This is a genomic window from Rheinheimera sp. (genome assembly GCF_036782235.1).
Lineage (GTDB): Bacteria > Pseudomonadota > Gammaproteobacteria > Enterobacterales > Alteromonadaceae > Pararheinheimera.
In genome coordinates this window covers 300,505-321,450 of sequence record NZ_DAIPZL010000002.1, presented here as the reverse complement: position 1 = coordinate 321,450, position 20,946 = coordinate 300,505, and the positions used below count along the sequence as shown (strand labels likewise).

The window sequence follows — 20,946 nt, the reverse complement described above, 5'->3', positions numbered from 1 at the left end:
TGGGTGCCGCTGTGCTGAGCCACTGGGGATCCCTGACGATCACCAGTTCAACACAATTGTTCATCTGAGCTTCATTTTTCTGTCATCTGGCTATTTTATTTTTCGTTAAAGTGTGTTATCAATTTTGGCGAAAATAACAACAACTCAGCGAGGTGCAGTATGGAAAGCTTTGAGGACTTACTGAACATGTTGGAGCGGCCAGCGGCAAAAAGCGGCAGAGCGGTGAAACGCAAATGGCGCGAAATTGAAGCGGTCAAAGAGCGGCAGCGACTGCGCAAAGAACTGGAAGACATAGATTTAAACCTCGACGACGAATTACTGGAACAGCTGATTTAGCAACCAAAGCCCAACCTTCCGCAGTTGGGCTTTTTGCTTTTTAGCTTCCGGCATTTCCTAAAACAAAACCAGCATCAGTGCCACACTGATGCTGGTTTTGATGTTATTTCGTCAATATTTTTTCTGGCCTGTTCTTTGTGGCCTGTTCTCAGTGGCTTGTTAACGGATCTGCCAGTCGATTGGCTGTTTGCCCCAGGCCGTTAAAATTGCATTGGCTTTAGCAAAGTGACCACAACCTAAAAAACCCCGGTGCGCCGATAAAGGCGACGGATGGGGTGCTGTTAAAATCTGATGTTTAGTTGCGTTGATCAAACGCTGTTTTTTAATGGCGTGTGACCCCCATAGCAAAAACACTACAGGCTCGGCTTTGTCGCTGATAGCCCGGATCACATTGTCGGTAAATTGCTCCCAGCCAAGCTCACGATGTGAATTAGGCTGATTGGCCACCACTGTCAGCACTGTATTTAACAACAGCACGCCCTGAGTGGCCCAGCTTTCTAAACAACCATGCCTGGGCATCTGAAAATCGGCGTATTCCAGCGCTAACTCTTTGTACATATTGCGCAGTGAAGGCGGAATAGCCACGCCATGACGCACTGAAAACGACAAACCATGCGCCTGATTCGGGCCATGGTAGGGATCCTGCCCTATGATCACCACTTTTAAATTGGCAAAATCGGTCAGCTTAAAAGCGGTGAATACATCAGCCTCCGGCGGGTAAATCACCTCACCGGCCAAACGGGCCTGTTTTACCGTTTCGATGGTTTGTTGAAAATAGGGCTGAGTTTTTTCAGCCCCTATCACGTCATGCCAGCTTAAATGCACAGTTATTTTCCTGAAAAGCCCGGCTTATTCAGCAAGAGCAAGTAACTTTTTGCGCAATTCTACAAAATCTGCCGCCATGTCGACAGCTAAACTTGGTTCGCCGGCAACGGCCGCTAATTCAGGCGGTAAGGCGATTGGGCTACCCAGGATATTTTCCACCTGCTCTTTAAATTTAGCCGGATGGGCAGTGCCCAGGAAAATACCAAATTCGCCCGGCTGCAATTCGCGTTTTAACGCGCGATAAGCAACAGCGGCATGCGGTTCAGACAAATAACCCAACTGCGACAACTGACGCATCGCAAGCTGAGTATCTTCTTCATCCACCATGGTTGTGCTGAGATCGTCTCGGGAAATCACACCTTGCGCCAGCAAATCTTCCACCCGCGGCCAGTTATTCGGCGCGCTGACGTCCATGGCGTTAGATAAGGTGGCCACTGTGGGTTTGACCTGCCACAGCCCGTTTTGCCAGTACCTTGGCACAGTGTCATTGCTGTTGGTGGCAGCTATCATACGTTTAATGGGTAAACCCAATACTTTGGCAATTAAACCAGCGGTTAAATTACCAAAGTTGCCGCTTGGCACTGAAATCACAATATCATGGCGTTTTTCTGCAGGCACCTGAGCGACAGCTTCAAAATAATAACAAATCTGCGCAAATAAGCGGCTGATATTAATAGAGTTTGCCGAGTTGATATTCAGTTTTTCCACCAAAGCACGGTCATTAAACACTTCTTTCACGAGCGCCTGACACTGGTCAAAATCCCCCTCTACCGCCAGGGTGTGAATGTTTTTACCTAAAGTGGTAAAGAGTTTTTCCTGCAGCACACTTATTTTGCCTTTGGGGAACAAAATCACCACATCAACACCCGCTTGCTGATAAAACGCATGGGCAACGGCAGCACCGGTATCACCTGAAGTGGCGGTGACTATCGTGGTTTTTTTCACGCCGGAACGCTTCTGTGACGCCATTAAAGCCCGCGCCATAAAACGACCGCCAAAGTCTTTAAAAGCCAAAGTAGGCCCGTGAAACAATTCTAAACAAGCAACCTGGTCGGTCACTGCCGCCAGCGGCGCAGGGAAAGCAAAAGCTTCGGCCACCAGGGCTGACAACTCAGCTTCGGGTAATTCATCACCTATGAGCGCCTGTAAAATAACAGCACTACGCTCAGCAAATGGCATTGCCAACAAAGCATCTACATCCAGCTTTGGCCAGCTATCCGGAAAAAACAGCCCCTGCTGCTCACCTAAACCAATGCGTACTGCGTCTAAAAAACTGACTTGTTGTGCCGGAACTTTGATATTACGTAACATCATCTGCTTAATCCTGTACTGACTGATTGAATAACACCCGCGCGCCCTGCTGCTCTAAAGTGCAGATATGAGTCATGGCATCCTGATTTTTTTCATAATGTTGTTTGAAATAAGCTGCAGCAAAGGCTGCCTGTTCGTCATTCTGGCAAACCGCAAACAAAGTTGGGCCAGCGCCGGAAATGCCGACATGACCAATCCCCTTGGCCATAAGTGCAGTTCGAATGGCGCTAAGCTCCGGGATCAAAGGCAAACGGGCAGGTTCAGCCACTAAATCCTGCAGTGATGCAAAAGCTTCGTTTTCATCTTTGGCGTATAGCGCCGACACAAAACGCGCCAGATTGCCGGCAAAAGCAATACTGTGTTTCAGGCTCAATGCTTTGGGCAATACTTCACGGGCGGCTTTGGTCGAAAGCACAGTGCCCGGATAACAAAGCACCACTTTCCAGTGCGGGAACCAGGGCAAAGGCCGGTAAAGCAGTGGGCTTTGTGGCAACATCAGCAACAAGCCGCCCACCAATGACGGCGCCACATTGTCATAATGCACAGCACCACTGACGCCCCCTTCACATTCGGCGGTTAGTTGCAGCAGTTCATAATCGGAAAGTGGTTTGCCAAAATAGTCGTTAAAGGCATAACAGGCCACCACAATAGAACAGGCGCTGGAACCTAAACCACTGCCCACCGGCAGGTGTTTTTTCAGGTGTAAACTCAGGCGTGGCAAAGTTTTACCCAGCTTTTTTTCAAAAGCGTAAAAACAGCGCACCACCAGATTATCCGTGACATCAGCTGGCAACTGATGCAGATAACGACCGCTTTGGCGCAGTGTCAGTTCTGCCGCCTCGCCCTCGATCACCAGCTCATCCCCCAATAACTCACCGTTCACAGGCGCAAAAGCTGCGCCCAGTAAGTCAAACCCAACCGAAAAATTGCCGGTTGAAGCTGGTGCAAAATACGACTTCATGATTTACATCTCCTGCTGCCAGCCAAGGGTACGCATCACATCACCAAAAACACCGGCCGCTGTCACCGCAGCACCGGCGCCATAACCCCGCAGAACAAAAGGAATAGGCTGGTAATAACGGGTGTGAATAGCCAAGGCATTTTCACCATCTTTCACTTTGGCGAGCGGATGGTTTGTATCTAATGCTTTGACCGACACCTTACACTGGCCGTTGGCAATTTCACCTATATAACGCAGCACCTTGCCTTCACTTTTAGCAGCCGCCACTTTGTCGGCGAACCAGCTATTCAGCTGTGGCAGTTGCGCCATAAAATCTGCAACCGAAGCGCCCGGCGCAAAATCGGCAGGCAATACAGATTCAACAGTCACGTCCGATAAATCCAGCTGTAAACCCGACTCGCGTGCCAGAATCAACAGCTTACGCGCAACGTCCATGCCCGATAAATCATCCCGTGGATCAGGTTCAGTAAAACCCATGGCTTTGGCTTTGGCGGTGACGTCTGACAGTGCAACGCCCTGCTCCAGCTCGCCAAACATATAAGATAAAGAACCGGACAAAATGCCTTCAAAGGCCATTAACTCATCACCGGCGTTTAATAAACCCTGTAAAAAGTCGATGACCGGCAAACCAGCCCCTACTGTGGTTTCATATAAAAACCGACGACGATGCTGCTGTGCCACCAAACGCAGCTGCCGGTAATAATCCAGGCTTGCGGTATTGGCTTTTTTGTTTGGCGTGACCACATGAAAACCTGCGGCCAGGAAATCGGCATATTGCATAGCCACAGCCTCAGCGCTGGTGCAATCAATCAACACCGGGTTGGTTAAATGGTTGTCCTGTACAAACTGACTCAGGGCTTCCAGGCTAAACTGCTGTTTTTGCCCTTCCATCCGTTGTTGCCAGTTGGCGAGGTTAATGCCCTGCGCATCCAGCAACAGCGCTTTAGAGTTGGCAATACCATAAACACTCAGGCGCACATTACGTTGTTGTAAAAACTGTTGTTGGCGCTCAAATTGCGCCAGCAATTCACTACCCACCACACCACAACCGACCAGGAACACATCAATGCTGGGTACATGGCTAAAGAAGTTTTCATGGCAAACTTTCACCGCATTACGGCAGGACTTTTGCTCAACCACAGCTGAAATTGAGCGCTCTGACGAGTCTTGCGCTATGGCAACAATATTGACGCGGGCCTGGGATAAAGACGCAAAAAACTTGGCCGCAACACCGCGGTGCTGGCGCATGCCATCACCCACTAAACTGACAATGGCCATATCCGACTGAATGGCCAACGGCCTTAATAACTTGCCTTGCAGCTCCAGTTCAAATTCTGTTTCCAGCGCTTTTTTGGCGACATTTAAATCAAGCTGTGCCACACAAAAACTGATGCTGAATTCACTAGACGACTGGGTAATTAAACTGACCGACACCTGCTCGCGTGCCATAGTGGCAAAAACGCGCGACGCCATGCCCACCACACCTTTCAGGCCAGGGCCAGAGACGGTGATCAGCGCCAGATGCTCCAGGCTGGAAATGCCTTTGACCAGCGAATCACCGTTATTATTGGCGTCGATACAAGTGCCAGGCGCCGATGGGTTTAAGGTGTTTTTGATATAACAAGGGATTTGATAGCGGGCCAGCGGACCTATGGTTTTTGGATGCAGTACTTTGGCGCCAAAATATGACAGCTCCATGGCTTCGTCATAAGACAAATGGTCAATCAGCTGCGCTTGTTTCACCTGACGCGGGTCGGCACTATACACACCATCTACATCTGTCCAGATCTCACAAACGCTGGCGCGGATACTGGCAGCAACAATAGCGGCGGAATAATCAGAGCCATTGCGCCCTAACAGGCAAAGTTCGCCATTGCTGTTGCTGGAGACAAAACCAGCCATCACGTAAACCTGCGCCTGCTGTTTAGCAATAGCGGCACTTAATGCAGCTTCAGATGCAGGAATGTCAGCCACTGCATTTAAATAATCGCCCTGGCTTTTGACACAAGCCACAGAGTCGAGTGCAACAGTGTCAATTTGCAGCTTTTTTAATAGCCCTGTCATCAACGCAACACTAAATTGTTCACCCAAACCCAGGATGCGGGCTTTAACGTGATCGGGGCAATATTGTAATAAAGCCACCCCCTGCAGCTGTGCTGATAACTGTGCAAACTGCTGCTCACGAACCAGCGTCAGCGCTTCGTTGTCCGCTGCGAGCAGCTGTGCTTGGGCCTCTGACTGCAAAGTCTCAAGCCGCTGTTGCCATTGTTTGAGGAGCGGCAAATAGTCGGCGCCCAAAAAGGCTAAATCGGTCAGCTCAACCAATAAATTGGTCACACCCTGGGGGGCGGAGAGCACCAGGCCAACAGGCTCAGCACTCAGTTGTTGTTTTACAATGCCGGCCACTTCTAAAAAACGGTCGACCGACGCTAATGACGAACCACCAAACTTCAGCACCCTCATAAGATTTCTCCTTTGCAAGAAACGCAAAAGGCCCGTGACTGGTGAGGTCACGGGCCTTTTTTAAGACAATACGCCGCCGACCTCCTACCCGGTAAGGGTGGTGGTTGTAATAATGGTGGTGGTATTGAGATGTGTATATTTCATACTGTCTATATGCTCAAAGTTTTAGACGTCTGTCAATCTAAATGTTTAGAATTTTTTAAAGGCGATGTGTTGGCAAGCCAGCAAAGCCGTTAGTTGGCTTTTTTCTGATAGTCACTGACACCAGGCTGGAAAATACAAACCCGGTTCCGGCCTGCTCTTTTGGCGTTATAAAGGGCAATGTCGGCACTGCGGATTAAATCGTCGTGTAACACATGCTGCTTTGGCGAAAACTCGGCCACACCAATACTTAAACTGGCTCTGATGGTTTGCTGATTAAATAACATCAGATGATCAGCCACAGCATCGCAAATACGCTGTGCCACTTCAACAGCACCGGATAACGGCGTGTCGGGCAAAATAATGCCAAATTCTTCACCACCATAACGGCCCAATAAATCAGAATCACGCAGCAGGCTGCCGATAAAAGAGGCCAATTCCACCAGCACAAAATCACCACCTAAGTGGCCATATTTGTCGTTTAAATCCTTAAACTTGTCCAAATCAAACAACAATAAAGATAAAGGATGACGGTAACGCTGCGCCCGGTGAATTTCCTGTTTTAGCTGCTCTTCCCAGAAGCGCCGGTTCAGCACCTTGGTCAGGCCGTCCTGCCGGTTGGCTTTTTCCAGTTCACTCAGCGTTTTGCTCAGATGCTGCTGATAAACAAAAGCGTCGGTGGCATCTTCAATCAGAATACAAATCAGCGGCTGTTCCAGCTGTGGCGTGTCCAGCGGCAACATAGTGCAATTTTGCGCCATATACTGGCTACTGCTGGTCATGGGTCTTAGATGGGCAAACTTAAAAATATACTGGCGCTGTTCCCAGCTGCTAAAAGCCGGCGTTTTTAAATCCAGCACACTCATCAGCTTGCGTTTAAGCCAGGCTTCGGGCAAATCAGCAAACACAGAAAATAAAGATTTTCCCTGAATATCCGCAAGCTGCAGACCAGCATGACGTTCAATAAAACTATTGGCGTAGTGGATCTGATACTCATCATCAATCACCAGCACACCACTGTTGAGTTGTGCCAGGATTGGACTGCTTAACCAGGCGTGAGACATCAAAAATCTTCCAGAATACGGTCGAGGATGGTTTTGATATTGCTGACCGCTTCAGCCGGGATCAACAAAATCATATCGCAGTTAAAAGAATGATCCACCAGCTGATAACTGATATCCACTTTCAGGGCGTGTTCCCAGTGAAAAGAAGTGTTTTTCAGCATGCCGGATAAGTCACCGTTATTCGACGACAAGACCCGTGGCGCACTGTACGACAAACTGTTTTCCAGTTGTTGTGCCATACCATTTAAAAATGTCGTGGTTAAAATCGAGCTGATATCGGTCAGCATCTCTATCTCAGATACGTCACCCACGTCATAACCGAGCAAAGCCGAAATTTTATGGGCATTGGCCATCTGGTAAAGCACTATGGCTTCACCACGCACCCCTTCATTGCCAAAAAAACCCTGACTGACCAGCGCCGCTTCGGTGTCACGGTAACGGCTTTCAAATTCAGCCGGGATCATACTGGCGCCAACCAGTGCAATCGAAGGCACTTGCAGATGGACAAATGTATTCAGAAAACGCGCCAGTTTATCGCTGGCCAGGCCCATAGCGACGTTGATAATTTCCTGCAAACAGTCGCGTTGTTCTTCGCTAAAGCCGAGGTTATTCATATCAATCCGTATTGTTTTAAGATGCCGCTCAGCTTTTCTTCATTGACAGGTTTATGAATAAAAGCCAGGGCACCAAGTTCCATCACCCGTTTTTGCATCTCAGGCTGAATATCGGCAGAAATCACAATAACAAAACAATCGATATTTTCCGCTTTGATGGCCTCAAGCACGCCAATACCATCCAGTTCCGGCATGGTTAAATCAAGAAAAACCAAACCAATTTCCTGGCTGCGCAAAATAGCCAGCGCTTCCAGACCATTGGCAGCAGTTTGAAATTCGGCATCAAAAGATTCTGGCAGGCTCTTACGTACTTGCTTTCGCGCCAGTATAGAGTCATCACAAATTAGTACCGGCAACGCCATTCGCTACAGCTCCGTTTTTATAATTCTAATATTTATGCGAAGTTACGGGCAAAATATAACCAGTTGACCCGCCTAATGCAACAGATTGCCCGCATTTCGCTACAGCTTTGCCGCCATTTTTAACATAAGTGTCTTGATTTTCGCCAAAGCTAAATCTCAGCTATAGTTCGGAGAAAAAATTCAGCAAACCACACAAAAAAATACAGAATTGACATAAAGTGGCAAATGGCGGAACTTAATCCGATTTTGCTATTTTAATTGTTGTTTTTTTTAGCTAATTTTACAGCATCAGGTGGCACACACCCCCGCTGAAAGCACAGGTAGTCAGATGCAGCAAAAAAGTTTATCCAGAAAACTGCTGACCAAAGTTTTGTCGGTTTATTTTATTTTAACTTTTGTCGTCACTGTCGGTCAGATTGTTGCAGAGTACTTTAATACCAAAAACCACATCAATGGCGAGCTATCTACCTTACAACAAACCATTTCCGGCAGCTTAACCCGGGCTATCTGGGAGTTAAACACCACACAAGCACTGATTATTGCCGATGGTTTACTGGCCATTCCGTCAATCGAAGGCATTATTGTGCGCGACGACAGCGGCGCTGTGATCACACAGCTCGGCCAATATGTTGATATCAGCGAAAGGTACAGTAATCAGCTGGTTAAAGAAGGGGTGCGGCTGACCGAACAACAATCCGGTCTTTTTGGTTATACTTTTCCGCTGATTTTTGAATTTTCCGGCCGTGCCACCCAGGTGGGTGACGTCACTCTGTTTTCCAGCCGCACCATAGTACTGGATCGGATCAAAGTGGGTATCTATTTCCTGATTGGGAACGCGCTGCTCAAAACCACCTTTTTGATTATTTTGTTTTTAATTGCCTTCAGAAAACAACTGACCCTGCCTTTGGCTGAATTGACCCAGCAAATTGAAGAACTGGAACTGGATAACCTCGATGGTGCCAAAGTTGAAATTCAGCATGGCGATACCAATGAATTAAGCGTGATGGCTGATGCCTTTAACCGCCTGATCGCCAGGGTGCAGGATTACAAAGGCCAGCTGGAAAACACGCAAAAACAACTGCTGCAGTCCAATGAAAAACTCGACCAGCACAATCTGATCCTGGAACAGGAAGTGGCGCGTAAAACCTCGGGCTTAAGCCAGGCCATGATGGATTTACAACAACAAAAACAAGAGCTTGAAGTAAAACAGCAGGCACTGCGTGAAGAAATTGAACGCCGCCGCCACACCGAAGAAGCACTTCGCAGCAAACAAACTGAACTGGAAAAACTGGTCAACGATTTACGCCAGGCGCAGGACCGCTTGGTGCAATCGGAAAAAATGGCGGCGCTGGGTGGCCTGGTGGCTGGTATTACCCACGAAGTCAATACACCTGTGGGCATTGGCGTCACGGCAACCAGCTTTCTGGCGGAAAAACTGGCGGCACTGGAGCATGCTTATCAGGAAAAAAGCCTGTCGCCCAAGGCGTTGGAACATTTTATTGAAGAAGCCAAACAGGGCACTGAGCTTTTAAACACTAACCTTATCCGCGCTTCTGAGCTGATTGCCAGCTTTAAACAAATTGCCGTGGATCAAACCAGTGAAGCCATTCGTACTATCCAGCTGCATGAATATCTGAATGAAATTATCCGTTCACTGCAGCCGCATTTTAAAAAGACCAAACATCATATTGAAGTGAACTGCCCGGAAAACCTGACCCTGAGTTGCCCGGCCGGTGCCATCTCGCAAATTTTCACCAACCTGCTGATGAACTCCCTGATCCATGGTTTTGAAGAGATGGAAGAAGGCAATATCAACATCACTGTGGTGGATGAAGGCAATGTGGTAGATATTAATTACGCCGACAACGGCAAAGGCCTGACACCTGAGCAGCTGGAAAAACTGTTCCACCCGTTTTTTACCACTAAAAGAGACCAGGGTGGCAGTGGCCTTGGCACCCATATTACCTACAACCTGGTGCGTCAGACGTTAGGCGGCAGCATTCAGGTGAAAAGTGAACCAGGCCATGGTCTGGCGTACCATATCCGCTTTCCAAAAACGTTAAAACGCTCGTAAAAGGCCCGGATGGCTGTGCCCTGGTTGCTGTTATCTTCAGCATCCGGCACAGCTCCAGCCAACTGCAGGTTGTGCCCCGCCCCGTTACAGGTATACTGTTTTTTTTGCCAGGATCTGATGTGAAGTGAGTTATGTGGTTTAAAAATCTGCGTGTTTATCAAATTACCGAACCGTTAAATCTGCAAGCCGAAGCACTGGAACGCGCTTTGCAAGAGCATAAGTTTAGCCCTTGCACCGGCCAGGAAGCAGTGAAAATGGGCTTTACCTACCCACTGCACCACAGCATTAAACAATATCACCATCAGCAGGGTCATCTGCATTTATTCGCAGTAAAACGCCAGGAAAAAGTGTTACCTGCTGCAGTAGTGAATGAAGAGCTGCAACCCAAAATTGACGCGCTGGAAGCCGAAAAAGGCCGGCCACTGGGTCGCAAAGAAAAGAACGCACTCAAAGAAGAGCTGATCCAGATGCTGCTGCCGCGGGCATTTAGTCGCTCCAGTGTCACTACTGCACTTTATGACGAGCAGAATCAGTGGTTTATTGTGAATAGCAGCTCAGCTGGCCGCGCAGAAGAAGTGTTAAGTCTGGTGCGTAAGGCCTTAGGCTCTCTGCCTGCATTGCCCTGGATTGACCAGAACCAGTTGAATCTGGCGATGCAACAATGGTTGACCAACAAAGGTTTGCCTCAGGGTTTTGTGCTTGGCAACGAAGCTGAACTCAAAGCACCGGATGAAGAAGGCGCCAAAGTGAAATTCAGCAATCACCTGTTAAGCGCAGCTGAAGTGCAAAGTCATCTGGAAGATAAGCTGGTAACCAAACTGGAGCTGGCGCAGGAAAACCAAATCAGTCTGATGGTTTGTGACGATGGCAGCCTGAAAAAACTGCGTTTTCATGAAATGCTGACAGAAAGCAACGACGAATTAGGCTGGGATGATATGGTATTGCGTCTTGATGCCGATTTGCTGGTGATGGCCAACGAGCTGGCTTCGGTATTAAAGGCGGTTCGTCAGGCGGTGAGTGCCGAATAACAGCAGTGCCGCAGCCCGTAATAAAGCCACTTGTGCACAAGTGGCTTTTTTTATTTTCCAGGCGTTGAAAACGCTGTGCTAACAGATCTGTTTAACCTCAAAGCACCCATTCATCGCCATAGCTCAGTTACATAAAAATTGCTTTGGCATCAGCAACAGCTGCAGCTATCTGAGCGTCCTGCATAAAATCGCGGTTTGGAATAAGCCCTTGTTTCAGGTAGTGTTCTATCAATCTATCGCTATCTCGTCTGTCACGGTAATACCCCAGAGATAACAAACCAAGCCGGACAAAATCTGTATATTGCACAGTCTCCTGGCACAAAGGCTGACGCCACTGACTGACCACTTCAATAAAAGCATCGGCAAAGCCCCAGTGCCGCATAATAGCCACGCCAATACGGGAAGCCAGCTCATCTGTTGCTTTACGCAAAAATTCCGGTTCAGCAAACACTTCCGGGTACTTTTCCGCTTCTACCAGAATGGGTAACACGCCAATACGGTGCACCAAAGCAGCCAATGTCAGGGTATCCAGATTCAGGCTGTCGTGTTTATGCTGGGGTAAGTACAGTTTCAGGCAGGCCATAGCCACGCAGGTGACATGCACTGTGTCGCGCCATAAATCAGCCATAGTGGCAGCAACTTCGGCGGTATGACTGACAAACAGCTGCTCCAGCGCCATGGCGGTAGCAATATTTTTCACCTGACTCAGACCAATACGGGTGACAGCCTGATTCAGCGTCGACACTTTGATACTGCGACCGATAAAAGCGCTGTTGGCAATTTTGATCATCCGGGCAGCCAGCGCCGGATCCAGGGCTATCACTTCAGACATCGCATGCAGGTTAATATCCGGGTCATCAGCCGCCTGGCGCACCCTTACCGCAATTTCCGGTAAGGTTGGCAATACCAGCATATTGGTAGCCAGTTTTTCCATTAATAATGTCATCAATGCATGTTGTACAGACATATCAGTTCCCTTGTTGTGCAAGCGCAGCCCAGTGCTGACAGATAGTGGCTATTTCGCTGTCACTATAAGGCAAGGCAGGGCATTTGCCCCAAACCGGCGCTGGCCAGGCCGGGTCGGTGTTAAAACGAGCGATGTGATGCAGATGTAATTGCGGCACCATATTACCAAGCGCAGCCACATTGAGTTTGTCAGGCTCAAACTCTTGCCTTAACAACAAACTGAGCCGGCTGCTTTCCTGCCACAATAACTGCTGATCTGTACTGTTTAAATCGATAATATCACGGGCACCACTGCGTCTTGGCACCAGCAAGAACCAGGGGTAATTTTTATCGTTAATTAATCTGAGTTGGCACAAAGGCCAGTCCGCCAGCCAGACAGAATCTTTGGCCAGTTGCGGATGTAATTCAAACTGCTGATCCATATAGTCTCTTTGCCTGCTTCAGGCCTGCACTTCCGATTTAGGCCGGACAGATTGTTGCATTCTGCTGATCAACAACTGACAAGCCATGGTATCCGCTGTTTTTGCCGACAGCTCCAACTCTGCTGCCAGCTGGGTGATTTCCGGGAATCCCATACTGCCGGCACAACCTTTCAGGCTATGGGCTTCATATTGTAATTTTGCCAAATCGCCTTGTTGCTGCAATTGTTGCAACTCAGCAAGCTGGGACGGTAAACGTTCGGCAAAATCACGTTTTAACGCAATAATGGCCGGGTCCTGCTCCAAACGCAGCGCCAGCTCTTCTTCCAAAGTGCGCTCTTTGTGAGTGTATTGTTTGATCATGGCGTAAAAGTCCTTTTGTACTATGGGTTTGGCCAGCAGCGCCTGACATCCGGCCTGCAGATACCTTTGATGATCTTCGCGCATTACGTTGGCCGTCAGGGCAATAATCGGCACATCAATACCAGCATGACGGATCAGCCTGGTGGCCTCTTCCCCGCCCATTTCCGGCATTTGCATATCCATAAACACCAGATCAAATTCATGCCGCAATAGCTGCTCTACGGCCTGGTGGCCATTAGAAACCATGGTAAATTCTGCAGCTATTTTACGCAGTAAAACCGACACCAGCAGCTGATTGTCGGTATTATCCTCGGCCACCAGCACTTTCACCTTATGGCTGTGAATGGTTTCAGGCTCAGGGTTTTGCTCTTGCGGCGGCTGATAACTGTCGACCAGGCTCAGATGCTGGGTTTCACAGTTCATCACAATTTCAAAACAGCTGCCAATGCCCTTCACACTTTCAACTTTAATGTCACCCTGCATTTCCTGCATCAGTTTTTTCGAAATCACCAGGCCAAGACCAGTACCGCCAAAATTCCGGGTGACAGTCGCATCGGCCTGCACAAAAGGCTGAAACAGCTTACTCAGCTCTTCCGGCGTCATACCTATGCCGGTGTCTTTAATTTTGATCACCAGCTGCTCCTGCCCGACCAGATAACTGACATGGATCACCACTTTGCCACGTTGGGTGAACTTCAGCGCATTACTGGTGAGATTTAATAACACCTGGCGGAACCTGAGTTCGTCAGTGCGTAAAAACTGCGGCAGCGGATAATTCAGCTCCAGCAAACACTGTAAATCTTTGGCCTCTGCCTGACTGCGGGTTTGCTGATAAATATCGTCCAGCATTTGCAGAAAGTTAAAGGTTTGGCTGGATAACTCCAATTTTTCCGCTTCAATTTTGGACAAATCCAGAATGTCATTAATCAGACTTAATAAGTGATCGCCACTTCTGAGCACCCGCTGCAGATAATCCGCCAGTTTATCTTTGTCTGTCTCTACCAGTGCCTGTTCGCTAAAACCAATGATGGCGGTGAGTGGTGTGCGGATTTCATGGCTCATATTGGCCAGAAACACACTTTTGAGTCTGTTGGCCTGCTCAGCCGTTTCGCGTGCCTGAATCAATTCCTGGTTGGCCTGGGCCAGATTACTGTTGGCAAGCGCTAAGTCCTGGGTTCTTTGCTGTACTTTGTCTTCCAGCAACTGTTTATAAGCCCGTTCACGCTCACGATACACCCGAAGCTGGCGCACCATCACGTTAAAAGCAGCAAACATATCACCCAGTTCATCCTGTTTTTTCACTGTCAATAAGGTACTGAGATCACCACGCCCCACCGCAGTTTTGGCTTCGGTCAGCACTTTGATAGGTTCAAAAATATATTTCACCAGCAGCCAGTAACACAGTAAGGGCAAGCCGATCGCAAAAATCAGACTGCCACTAAACAGCCACAGCGGTAACAGTGCATGCTCCGCCAGTAATTCCTTTTCATCCAGTGCGCTTAATAAAATAAAGTCACCCGGTAACTGACTGGCCAGCACCAGCATAGGTTTACCGAGCAAAGTAACTTCGTGCAGCCGATCTGAATGCACAGCTTGTTGAATTTGACGGAAATTCGTGGGCGCAAAAGCACTACCAATCAGATTGACCTTGTCTGAATAAGCAATCACCCCTGTGTTACTGACCAGTAAGTTGACGTGTTGATTCAGCAACTTATTTTGTACAACCAGATCCAGCAGCCGCAGATCCAGGCTGACCACCAGATAACCCCAGAGCCGGTTTAAATCGGCGCTGCTTTGGGCTGGCTGATAAATTTTTTGCGCCACCACCACTTTGAGTTCATTCAGCTCGGTTTCGCGCGCAATAAAAATACCCTGATCGTCCACCATGGCCTGTAAAAACGAAAAATAATTACTGCGAAAGCGCTGATTGCCCTGATTAGGCAAATGCAAAGCCGGCACCGATACACTGATTTCACCGTTGAGTTTTAATAACCGGATTTGTTGCAGGTCATTGTCGCGCTGCTGCATCCGCTCCAGCAATAACGCAAGCGCCTCAGCATCGGCCGGGCTACCGGTTTTCAGATATTGTTGCAGCTGCTCTGTTTGCACCAGGGTCGATAGCAGGTGCTGCTGACCGCCAAAAAACTGTTCTACTTTTTGTTGTTGCCCGGCCAGATGACGTGCCACCTGAATATAGGCCTGCTGGGTATAACTGGAGGTACTGAAATGGTAAGCAAGATAGCCGAACAACACTGTGGGCAGCACCAATAACGGAAACATGTATATCACCAGCGTTTCGCGTAATCTCATCTGTGCCTGTGTCCGTTACCAAGGTGTTGATTCTTTGATGTATGCAGCATACCGAGCTATGGAGCCGCTCACAACAGCTTTATCAGGCTATTGTATGCTCAGGCTTTTAAATGAGTTTTTTATCAACTGTCCCGCAGTCCGGTCAGTGCAAGCTTTGCGAAAAATTGGTAACTTTGCTGCCGGTAACGCAAAAACCTGAGCGTCCATTGACTATTGCTACAAGGCTCATAACGCCAATAAATATTTTTGAAGGCGCGACCTCAGATCGCCTGAAAAGCAAAAAACAGTCACTGAGGCAGCTGTAGAGAAAGCCTGGTTTTATAAAAGCAAACAGGGCCTTGCGGTGCAAAACCCTGCCTATCTCAATCATTACGCCTGATATAAAGTTTCTATCCAGCGCTTTTCGGTAATAAAGTTCCAGTGCCAGCTTTTGTATTTTTCCCCCAACCCTTTAGCAATAGCCTGATCCAGCGTCAGACCAGCTTTTTTGTATGATTGCACCAGTGCCAGGGTTTCTTCCATCATCTGCAGACTCTGTTGTAATCCGGCTTTATTGGTTAAATCACCATGGCCAGGGATCACCTTGGTATTGTCATCAATACGTGCAATCAACTGTCGGGTATTTTCAATATAACCGGCAATAGAACCTCCGCTTTTCAGGTCAATAAAAGGAAAACGGCCGGCAAACATTAAATCGCCGGTGTGCAGCACATTGGCTTGTTTAAACCAAACAACAACATCGCCGTCAGTATGGCTGACCGGCATTGGAATCAGCTCCAGCTCGACGTTGTTCAGCATCAGCTGTAACGGTTGTTGCAACAGCACTGTCGGCAGGCCTTTTTTATCAAACTTGTCGTCAGCATTTAAACGCTGATAGACATTCTGATGCGCAATAATAGCCACGCCCTGCCCCAGCACCTTATTGCCGCTGACATGATCGGCATGGTGGTGTGTATTGACCAGAGTAGCAATCTTGCCGTTAGCGGAGATCTGCTGCAGTTTGGCGTTAATTTTGCCGGCAAGCTCGGCAAACTGTGCATCCACCAGTAATACCCCCTGCGGCCCTGTTACTGCAGCCATATTGCCGCCTGAGCCGGTCAGCATATAAATATGCTCCGCTACCGCCTTCGCTTCAATCTGCACTTTGGCGTAACGATCTTCTTCTTTTGCTGACACCGCAGCACTGAGCAATAACAACATCAGATAAATAACACGCATCAATACAATCCTCCGTGGTGGCTAAGTGCCAGACCGGCCTTTCAGATGCCGGTCATGTGGCTGAGGGTTACAGGGTTGGAATTTATGTGGTTGACGACCATCAGGTTCAGATTTTTCTAACATAATGACCAGACAAGGACAATACACAAATCATCACAGGCTGGATCAGCAGAAAAGTGAAGTTCTGAGCAGTACAGATCAAGCAGCGGCCTGCTGTTTTACAGACAAGCCGCTATGAAAGGAGGGAATTAACGCAGGTAATGTGCTGCCAGTGCCACTACAGGTGCAGCCGAAGGTTTACCATGCTGCCAGTCGCCGCCATCAACGCCACTACCGGCAATATCAATATGCACATAAGGCAGCGGTGTTGCATGCTGCGCTGATGCCTGATCCAAACCAGCTGCCACCACCAGAAATGCCATTGGGAACTGGTGGCCACGTGCTGTCACTGAAGATGGTGCATTATTGCAACTTAGCACATCATCGGCGCAGCTACGGGCTTTAATAAAGTGAAAATCTTCACGGCGGCTGCGTGATACTTCGCTCGGATCCCCCCAGATATCACCGGCCTTGGCCAGCGAGGCGGACAGTTGACGCGACAATGCAGCACCGTTTTCCACCAGCGCCGTATAAGGCCCAACAGCGCGGGCAGCATGACCTGTTAAAGTGGCCACTGAAAACAAGGTCGGATTCACACACTTAGCCGCATCTTCTCTTAAATGCGACATCAGATCCGCCAATACCAGCCGGCCTTCGGCGTCGGTATTGCCAATCCGAACCCGCACCCCGGCGTGGCTTTTAATAATTTCATCAGGTACAAAAGCGTCAGAGCCAATGCTGTTACGCACGGCGCCAATTTCGGCAATAACACGAATTCCTTTTGGTTTTAGCAGCGCAATAGTCTGCATAAAACCGGCAACAGCAGCAGCACCGCCTTTATCGCGGCTCATACCGGCCATACCACCGTTAATTTTTAAGTCTGCTCCGCCTGTGTCGTAGACCAGACCTTTACCGGCAAACAATAAAGTTTCGGTGATATCACCTTCTCCACAATACTCCAGCCGGATCACCGCAGGCTTGTGTCTGTCTACCTGCAAGGAGCTACGGGCAACCGCCATTAATAACGGATAGTCGGCTAACAGCTTATCAATGTCAGTTTCTACCTGTACCTGCACTGCGCTGCCGTCAAAGGCCTGCACGCAATAGTCGGCAAAACGTCTTGGTGCCATCCGCTCAGGCTCTGTACCGCATAAGTCGCGGGCCAGACGACGACCAGCTTCCACCGCATGTAAATATTCAGCTTCCTGCACAGTAATACCAACCAGGCCAATACGGCTAACTGGTTCAACTTTTGCCTCACCCAGCGCTTCACGCCCTTCCAGTGGCTGCCACAGGGCCTGCGCCATAGCCAGATAGACCACTTCAGTGGCTTTGGCATAAGTCTCACCTGCCGGCAGCTGCACCCAGACCACAGGCTGGCGGGCACCTGCTGATTTGGCAAGCTGAGCCGCCTGCTTGGCAACATCAGCAAAACAGCGCACGTCATCAAAATCGCGATTCAGTGGGCCTGTTGGTGCGATAATCAGTTTTTGCCCCGGCACCAGCGCACAATGCAATAACAGCGTTTCTTTGCCAACACGTTGGTCAATCAGTGCCGCCTGCTGAATAAATTGACTCAGCGCAGTATCCGGTACTGCAGCGGCATCAGTGGCCACAATAATAAATGCATCGGCATCGGCGGCCGATAAAGCTGCAGCAACCGCAGTTACCGCATAAGGAATAGGTAAAGCCATTGTTTTCATTATCCTTCTGCTGAAAGTTCCGGCATTATCCGGCAGTGCAAGTCACAGTACAAGAAGGCACAACATGACTCTTTTTCACAGTGTCAGCACTTCGCTACAAAACCAGCTGTGTTGTCCAAGCCTGTATCCGGGCAAACTTTCGTGAGTTCAGTTCATCACACCCAAAGGTACTGTGTGTCAGAGATTGTGGTTATCAAGACGCAGCCACAGGTGAATGGTTTAAGCTGAGGGTTCAAAATGGCTTTTGGCTTGATCAAATCGAAACTGTGTTTTTTGCCAGCAAAAACACAGCTAACCAATGTTCGGGCTATCAGTGCTGACGCGCAAGTCCGGATTTTGTCGCTGCAGGACACAAAAACATAAAGGCCGGTACAAATAACGGCCTTTTTTGACTTAGATAATTTTATTATCCTGCCACTCTTTTTCTTTGCGCATCCGCTCCTGCCGTTTTTCACAAGGCGTATCACAGTCACAGGCCTTTTCGATGCCAAGGGCACCTAAACCACCACAACTACCAGCAATAGTTTTACGTTGCACCATATAACCAATTGCCATAGCTGCAAATACCACCAGCATAACCACAAAAGTAAGGATAAAAACTTCCATCACAACCTCTCACAGCACCATGCCAAGCCCGATGCGCTGGCGTAATCAAGGGCGCCATTGTAACAATTTTCTGAGTCGAACCCCAACTCAATTTACCACTGTTCCTGAAGATACCGATCACGACATCACAGCTACAGCGCGCAGTCTGGCCACTTTAGCGCTGACTCACAGGCAAAAAAAAGCCAACCTGACGGTTGGCTTTTTTGTCTTCAGTGATTAACCACCAAAGTCATCCAGCAGGATGTTGTCATCTTCTACGCCTAAATCTTTCAGCATATTGATAACGGCTTTGTTCATCATTGGTGGACCACACATATAAAATTCACAGTCTTCCGGAGCCTTGTGATTTTTCAGGTAGTTTTCATAAATGACGTTGTGGATAAAGCCGGTGTAACCTGTCCAGTTGTCTTCCGGTTGTGGATCAGACAAAGCAACGTGCCACTGGAAATTCTCGTTTTCCGCCTGCAACATATCAAAATCTTCAACATAGAACATTTCGCGTTTTGAGCGGGCACCATACCAGAAGCTGATTTTGCGTTTTGATTTTAACCGGCGCAGCTGGTCAAAAATGTGTGAACGCATTGGCGCCATACCGGCACCACCGCCGATAAAGACCATTTCTGCATCTGTATCTTTGGCAAAGAATTCACCAAATGGACCAGAAATCGTCACTTTATCACCGGCCTTCAGGCTCCAGATATAAGAAGACATTTTACCGCATGGCAGCGTCAGGTTGTTTGGCGGCGGAGTTGCGATCCGCACGTTTAACATGATGATGCCTTCTTCTTCCGGATAGTTAGCCATTGAATAAGCACGAATGGTTTCTTCGTCTACTTTTGACTCTAAAGTGAAGAACTTAAAGCGTTCCCAATCACCACGGTATTCTGCCGGAATATCAAAATCGGCATATTTCACGTGGTGAGCCGGTGCTTCAATCTGAATATAACCACCAGCACGGAAAGGTACAGACTCACCATCTGGGATCTGTAACTTCAGCTCTTTGATAAAAGTGGCTTTGTTGTCGTTAGAAATAACAGTACAAGCCCACTTTTTGATACCAAAAATTTCCGGTTCAACTTCAATGTCCATGTCTGTTTTCACAGCCACCTGACAAGCCAAACGACAACCTTCACGGCGTTCACCTTTCGTCAGGTGACCCATTTCTACCGGCAGAACATCACCACCACCCGAGTGCACATGCACACGGCATTGGCCACAAGAACCACCACCACCACAAGCTGAAGATAAGAAAATACCTTTATCAGCTAAAGCACCAAGCAGCTTGCCGCCGGCACCGGTTTTAATTGCTTTGCTTGGGTCACCGTTGATATTAATGGTGATTTCACCTGAAGATACCAGCTTTGCCTTGGCAGCCAGAATCATGACAACCAGCGCAACAACCAGCAGGGTAAACATCCCAACGCCAAGATAAATCTCTTGCATTGCTTTTTCCTTTTACATCCGACGCTTACAGTTGAACACCAGAGAAGGACATAAAGCCCAATCCCATTAAACCAACCATGATAAAGCGAGAACCTAAACCACGGACACCTGCCGGCATATCTGCGTATTTCAGCTTTTCACTGACCGCAGCCAGCAAAGTAATCGCCAGCGTCCAACCAATACCACTACCTAAACCAAAAACTACACTCTCAGTCAGGTTGTAATCACGTTCAACCATAAAAGCAACACCACCAAAAATGGCGCAGTTTACTGTGATTAACGGCAGGAAAATCCCTAATGCGTTGTATAAAGCCGGCACATATTTATCCAGGAACATTTCCAGAACCTGCACTAAACCTGCAATTACACCGATAAAGGAGATAAAACCAAGGAAGCTTAAATCCGTGTCAGGGAAACCCAACCAGGTTAAAGCACCAGGTGCCAGGAACTTATGGAACACAATGTTATTGACCGGCACAGCCAGACCCAATACCACAGTGACCGCAATACCTAAACTGAAAGCAGTTTTGATCTGCTTGGAAATTGCAATAAAAGTACACATACCGAGGAAAAACGATAACGCTAAGTTATCAATAAACACGGCACGGACAAACAAACTTAAATAATGTTCCATGTCATG

18 protein-coding genes are annotated in these 20,946 nt (G+C 48.4%); 3 read left to right on the top strand and 15 right to left on the bottom strand.

All coding sequences use genetic code 11. From position 1 onward, the window contains the following. Positions 1-159 precede the first annotated feature (159 nt). Complete coding sequence (locus tag V7P87_RS03660; protein WP_296295749.1) at positions 160-336, top strand: DUF3545 family protein; 177 nt, start codon at positions 160-162, stop codon at positions 334-336. A 159-nt stretch (positions 337-495) separates the two neighbouring features. On the opposite strand, the gene ung is transcribed toward V7P87_RS03660, so the two are convergent. From ung to V7P87_RS03625, 7 genes are all read right to left on the bottom strand, one after another. Further along, positions 496-1,161 carry a uracil-DNA glycosylase gene (gene ung / locus V7P87_RS03655; RefSeq protein WP_333796211.1) on the bottom strand — a complete coding sequence of 222 codons (666 nt, stop codon included), beginning with the start codon at positions 1,159-1,161 and terminating at the stop codon, positions 496-498. A 24-nt stretch (positions 1,162-1,185) separates the two neighbouring features. Then, positions 1,186-2,475 (bottom strand): threonine synthase, encoded by a 1,290-nt coding sequence (gene thrC, locus V7P87_RS03650; RefSeq protein WP_333796210.1) that lies wholly within the window; start codon positions 2,473-2,475, stop codon positions 1,186-1,188. Between the two features lie 4 nt (positions 2,476-2,479). After that, positions 2,480-3,433: a homoserine kinase gene (thrB, locus tag V7P87_RS03645; RefSeq protein ID WP_333796209.1), complete on the bottom strand. Its 954-nt coding sequence runs from the start codon at positions 3,431-3,433 to the stop codon at positions 2,480-2,482. A 3-nt stretch (positions 3,434-3,436) separates the two neighbouring features. Then, the gene (gene thrA, locus V7P87_RS03640; RefSeq protein WP_333796208.1) at positions 3,437-5,896 is read right to left on the bottom strand and encodes a bifunctional aspartate kinase/homoserine dehydrogenase I; all 2,460 of its coding nucleotides are present in this window, start codon (positions 5,894-5,896) and stop codon (positions 3,437-3,439) included. A 233-nt stretch (positions 5,897-6,129) separates the two neighbouring features. Continuing rightward, entirely contained in the window at positions 6,130-7,101 is a 972-nt protein-coding gene (locus V7P87_RS03635; protein WP_333796207.1) for a sensor domain-containing diguanylate cyclase, read from the bottom strand. Further along, on the bottom strand, positions 7,101-7,715 hold the full coding sequence (locus V7P87_RS03630) for a chemotaxis protein (RefSeq protein ID WP_333796206.1): 615 nt from the start codon (positions 7,713-7,715) through the stop codon (positions 7,101-7,103). Before V7P87_RS03630 ends, V7P87_RS03635 begins: the two co-directional genes overlap by 1 nt. Continuing rightward, positions 7,712-8,077: a response regulator gene (locus tag V7P87_RS03625; protein WP_260656041.1), complete on the bottom strand. Its 366-nt coding sequence runs from the start codon at positions 8,075-8,077 to the stop codon at positions 7,712-7,714. The genes V7P87_RS03630 and V7P87_RS03625 overlap by 4 nt, the downstream gene beginning before the upstream one ends. A 328-nt stretch (positions 8,078-8,405) precedes the next feature. Between V7P87_RS03625 and V7P87_RS03620 the strand changes: the two genes are divergently transcribed. Both V7P87_RS03620 and V7P87_RS03615 read left to right on the top strand, forming a co-directional pair. Beyond that, a complete protein-coding gene (locus V7P87_RS03620; protein ID WP_296295735.1) occupies positions 8,406-10,151 on the top strand; it encodes an ATP-binding protein in 1,746 nt (581 codons plus the stop codon). 131 nt (positions 10,152-10,282) lie between these two features. Beyond that, positions 10,283-11,179 (top strand): recombination-associated protein RdgC, encoded by an 897-nt coding sequence (locus V7P87_RS03615; protein ID WP_296295733.1) that lies wholly within the window; start codon positions 10,283-10,285, stop codon positions 11,177-11,179. A 127-nt stretch (positions 11,180-11,306) separates the two neighbouring features. On the opposite strand, the gene V7P87_RS03610 is transcribed toward V7P87_RS03615, so the two are convergent. From V7P87_RS03610 to nqrE, 8 genes are all read right to left on the bottom strand, one after another. Further along, positions 11,307-12,146 (bottom strand): HDOD domain-containing protein, encoded by an 840-nt coding sequence (locus V7P87_RS03610; RefSeq protein ID WP_296295731.1) that lies wholly within the window; start codon positions 12,144-12,146, stop codon positions 11,307-11,309. A 1-nt stretch (position 12,147) separates the two neighbouring features. Then, a complete protein-coding gene (locus V7P87_RS03605; protein ID WP_333796205.1) occupies positions 12,148-12,567 on the bottom strand; it encodes an HIT family protein in 420 nt (139 codons plus the stop codon). A gap of 18 nt (positions 12,568-12,585) precedes the next feature. After that, positions 12,586-15,237, bottom strand: coding sequence for an ATP-binding protein (locus V7P87_RS03600; RefSeq protein ID WP_296295705.1), 2,652 nt, complete (start codon positions 15,235-15,237; stop codon positions 12,586-12,588). A 369-nt stretch (positions 15,238-15,606) separates the two neighbouring features. Beyond that, positions 15,607-16,455, bottom strand: coding sequence for an MBL fold metallo-hydrolase (locus tag V7P87_RS03595; RefSeq protein WP_296295704.1), 849 nt, complete (start codon positions 16,453-16,455; stop codon positions 15,607-15,609). A gap of 248 nt (positions 16,456-16,703) precedes the next feature. Beyond that, positions 16,704-18,257 carry a M17 family metallopeptidase gene (locus tag V7P87_RS03590; RefSeq protein WP_333796204.1) on the bottom strand — a complete coding sequence of 518 codons (1,554 nt, stop codon included), beginning with the start codon at positions 18,255-18,257 and terminating at the stop codon, positions 16,704-16,706. A gap of 393 nt (positions 18,258-18,650) precedes the next feature. Continuing rightward, positions 18,651-18,863 carry a (Na+)-NQR maturation NqrM gene (gene nqrM / locus V7P87_RS03585; protein WP_260656032.1) on the bottom strand — a complete coding sequence of 71 codons (213 nt, stop codon included), beginning with the start codon at positions 18,861-18,863 and terminating at the stop codon, positions 18,651-18,653. Between the two features lie 216 nt (positions 18,864-19,079). Beyond that, positions 19,080-20,306, bottom strand: coding sequence for an NADH:ubiquinone reductase (Na(+)-transporting) subunit F (nqrF, locus tag V7P87_RS03580; RefSeq protein ID WP_333796203.1), 1,227 nt, complete (start codon positions 20,304-20,306; stop codon positions 19,080-19,082). 25 nt (positions 20,307-20,331) lie between these two features. Then, positions 20,332-20,940, bottom strand: coding sequence for an NADH:ubiquinone reductase (Na(+)-transporting) subunit E (gene nqrE, locus V7P87_RS03575; RefSeq protein ID WP_333796202.1), 609 nt, complete (start codon positions 20,938-20,940; stop codon positions 20,332-20,334). Positions 20,941-20,946 lie beyond the last annotated feature (6 nt).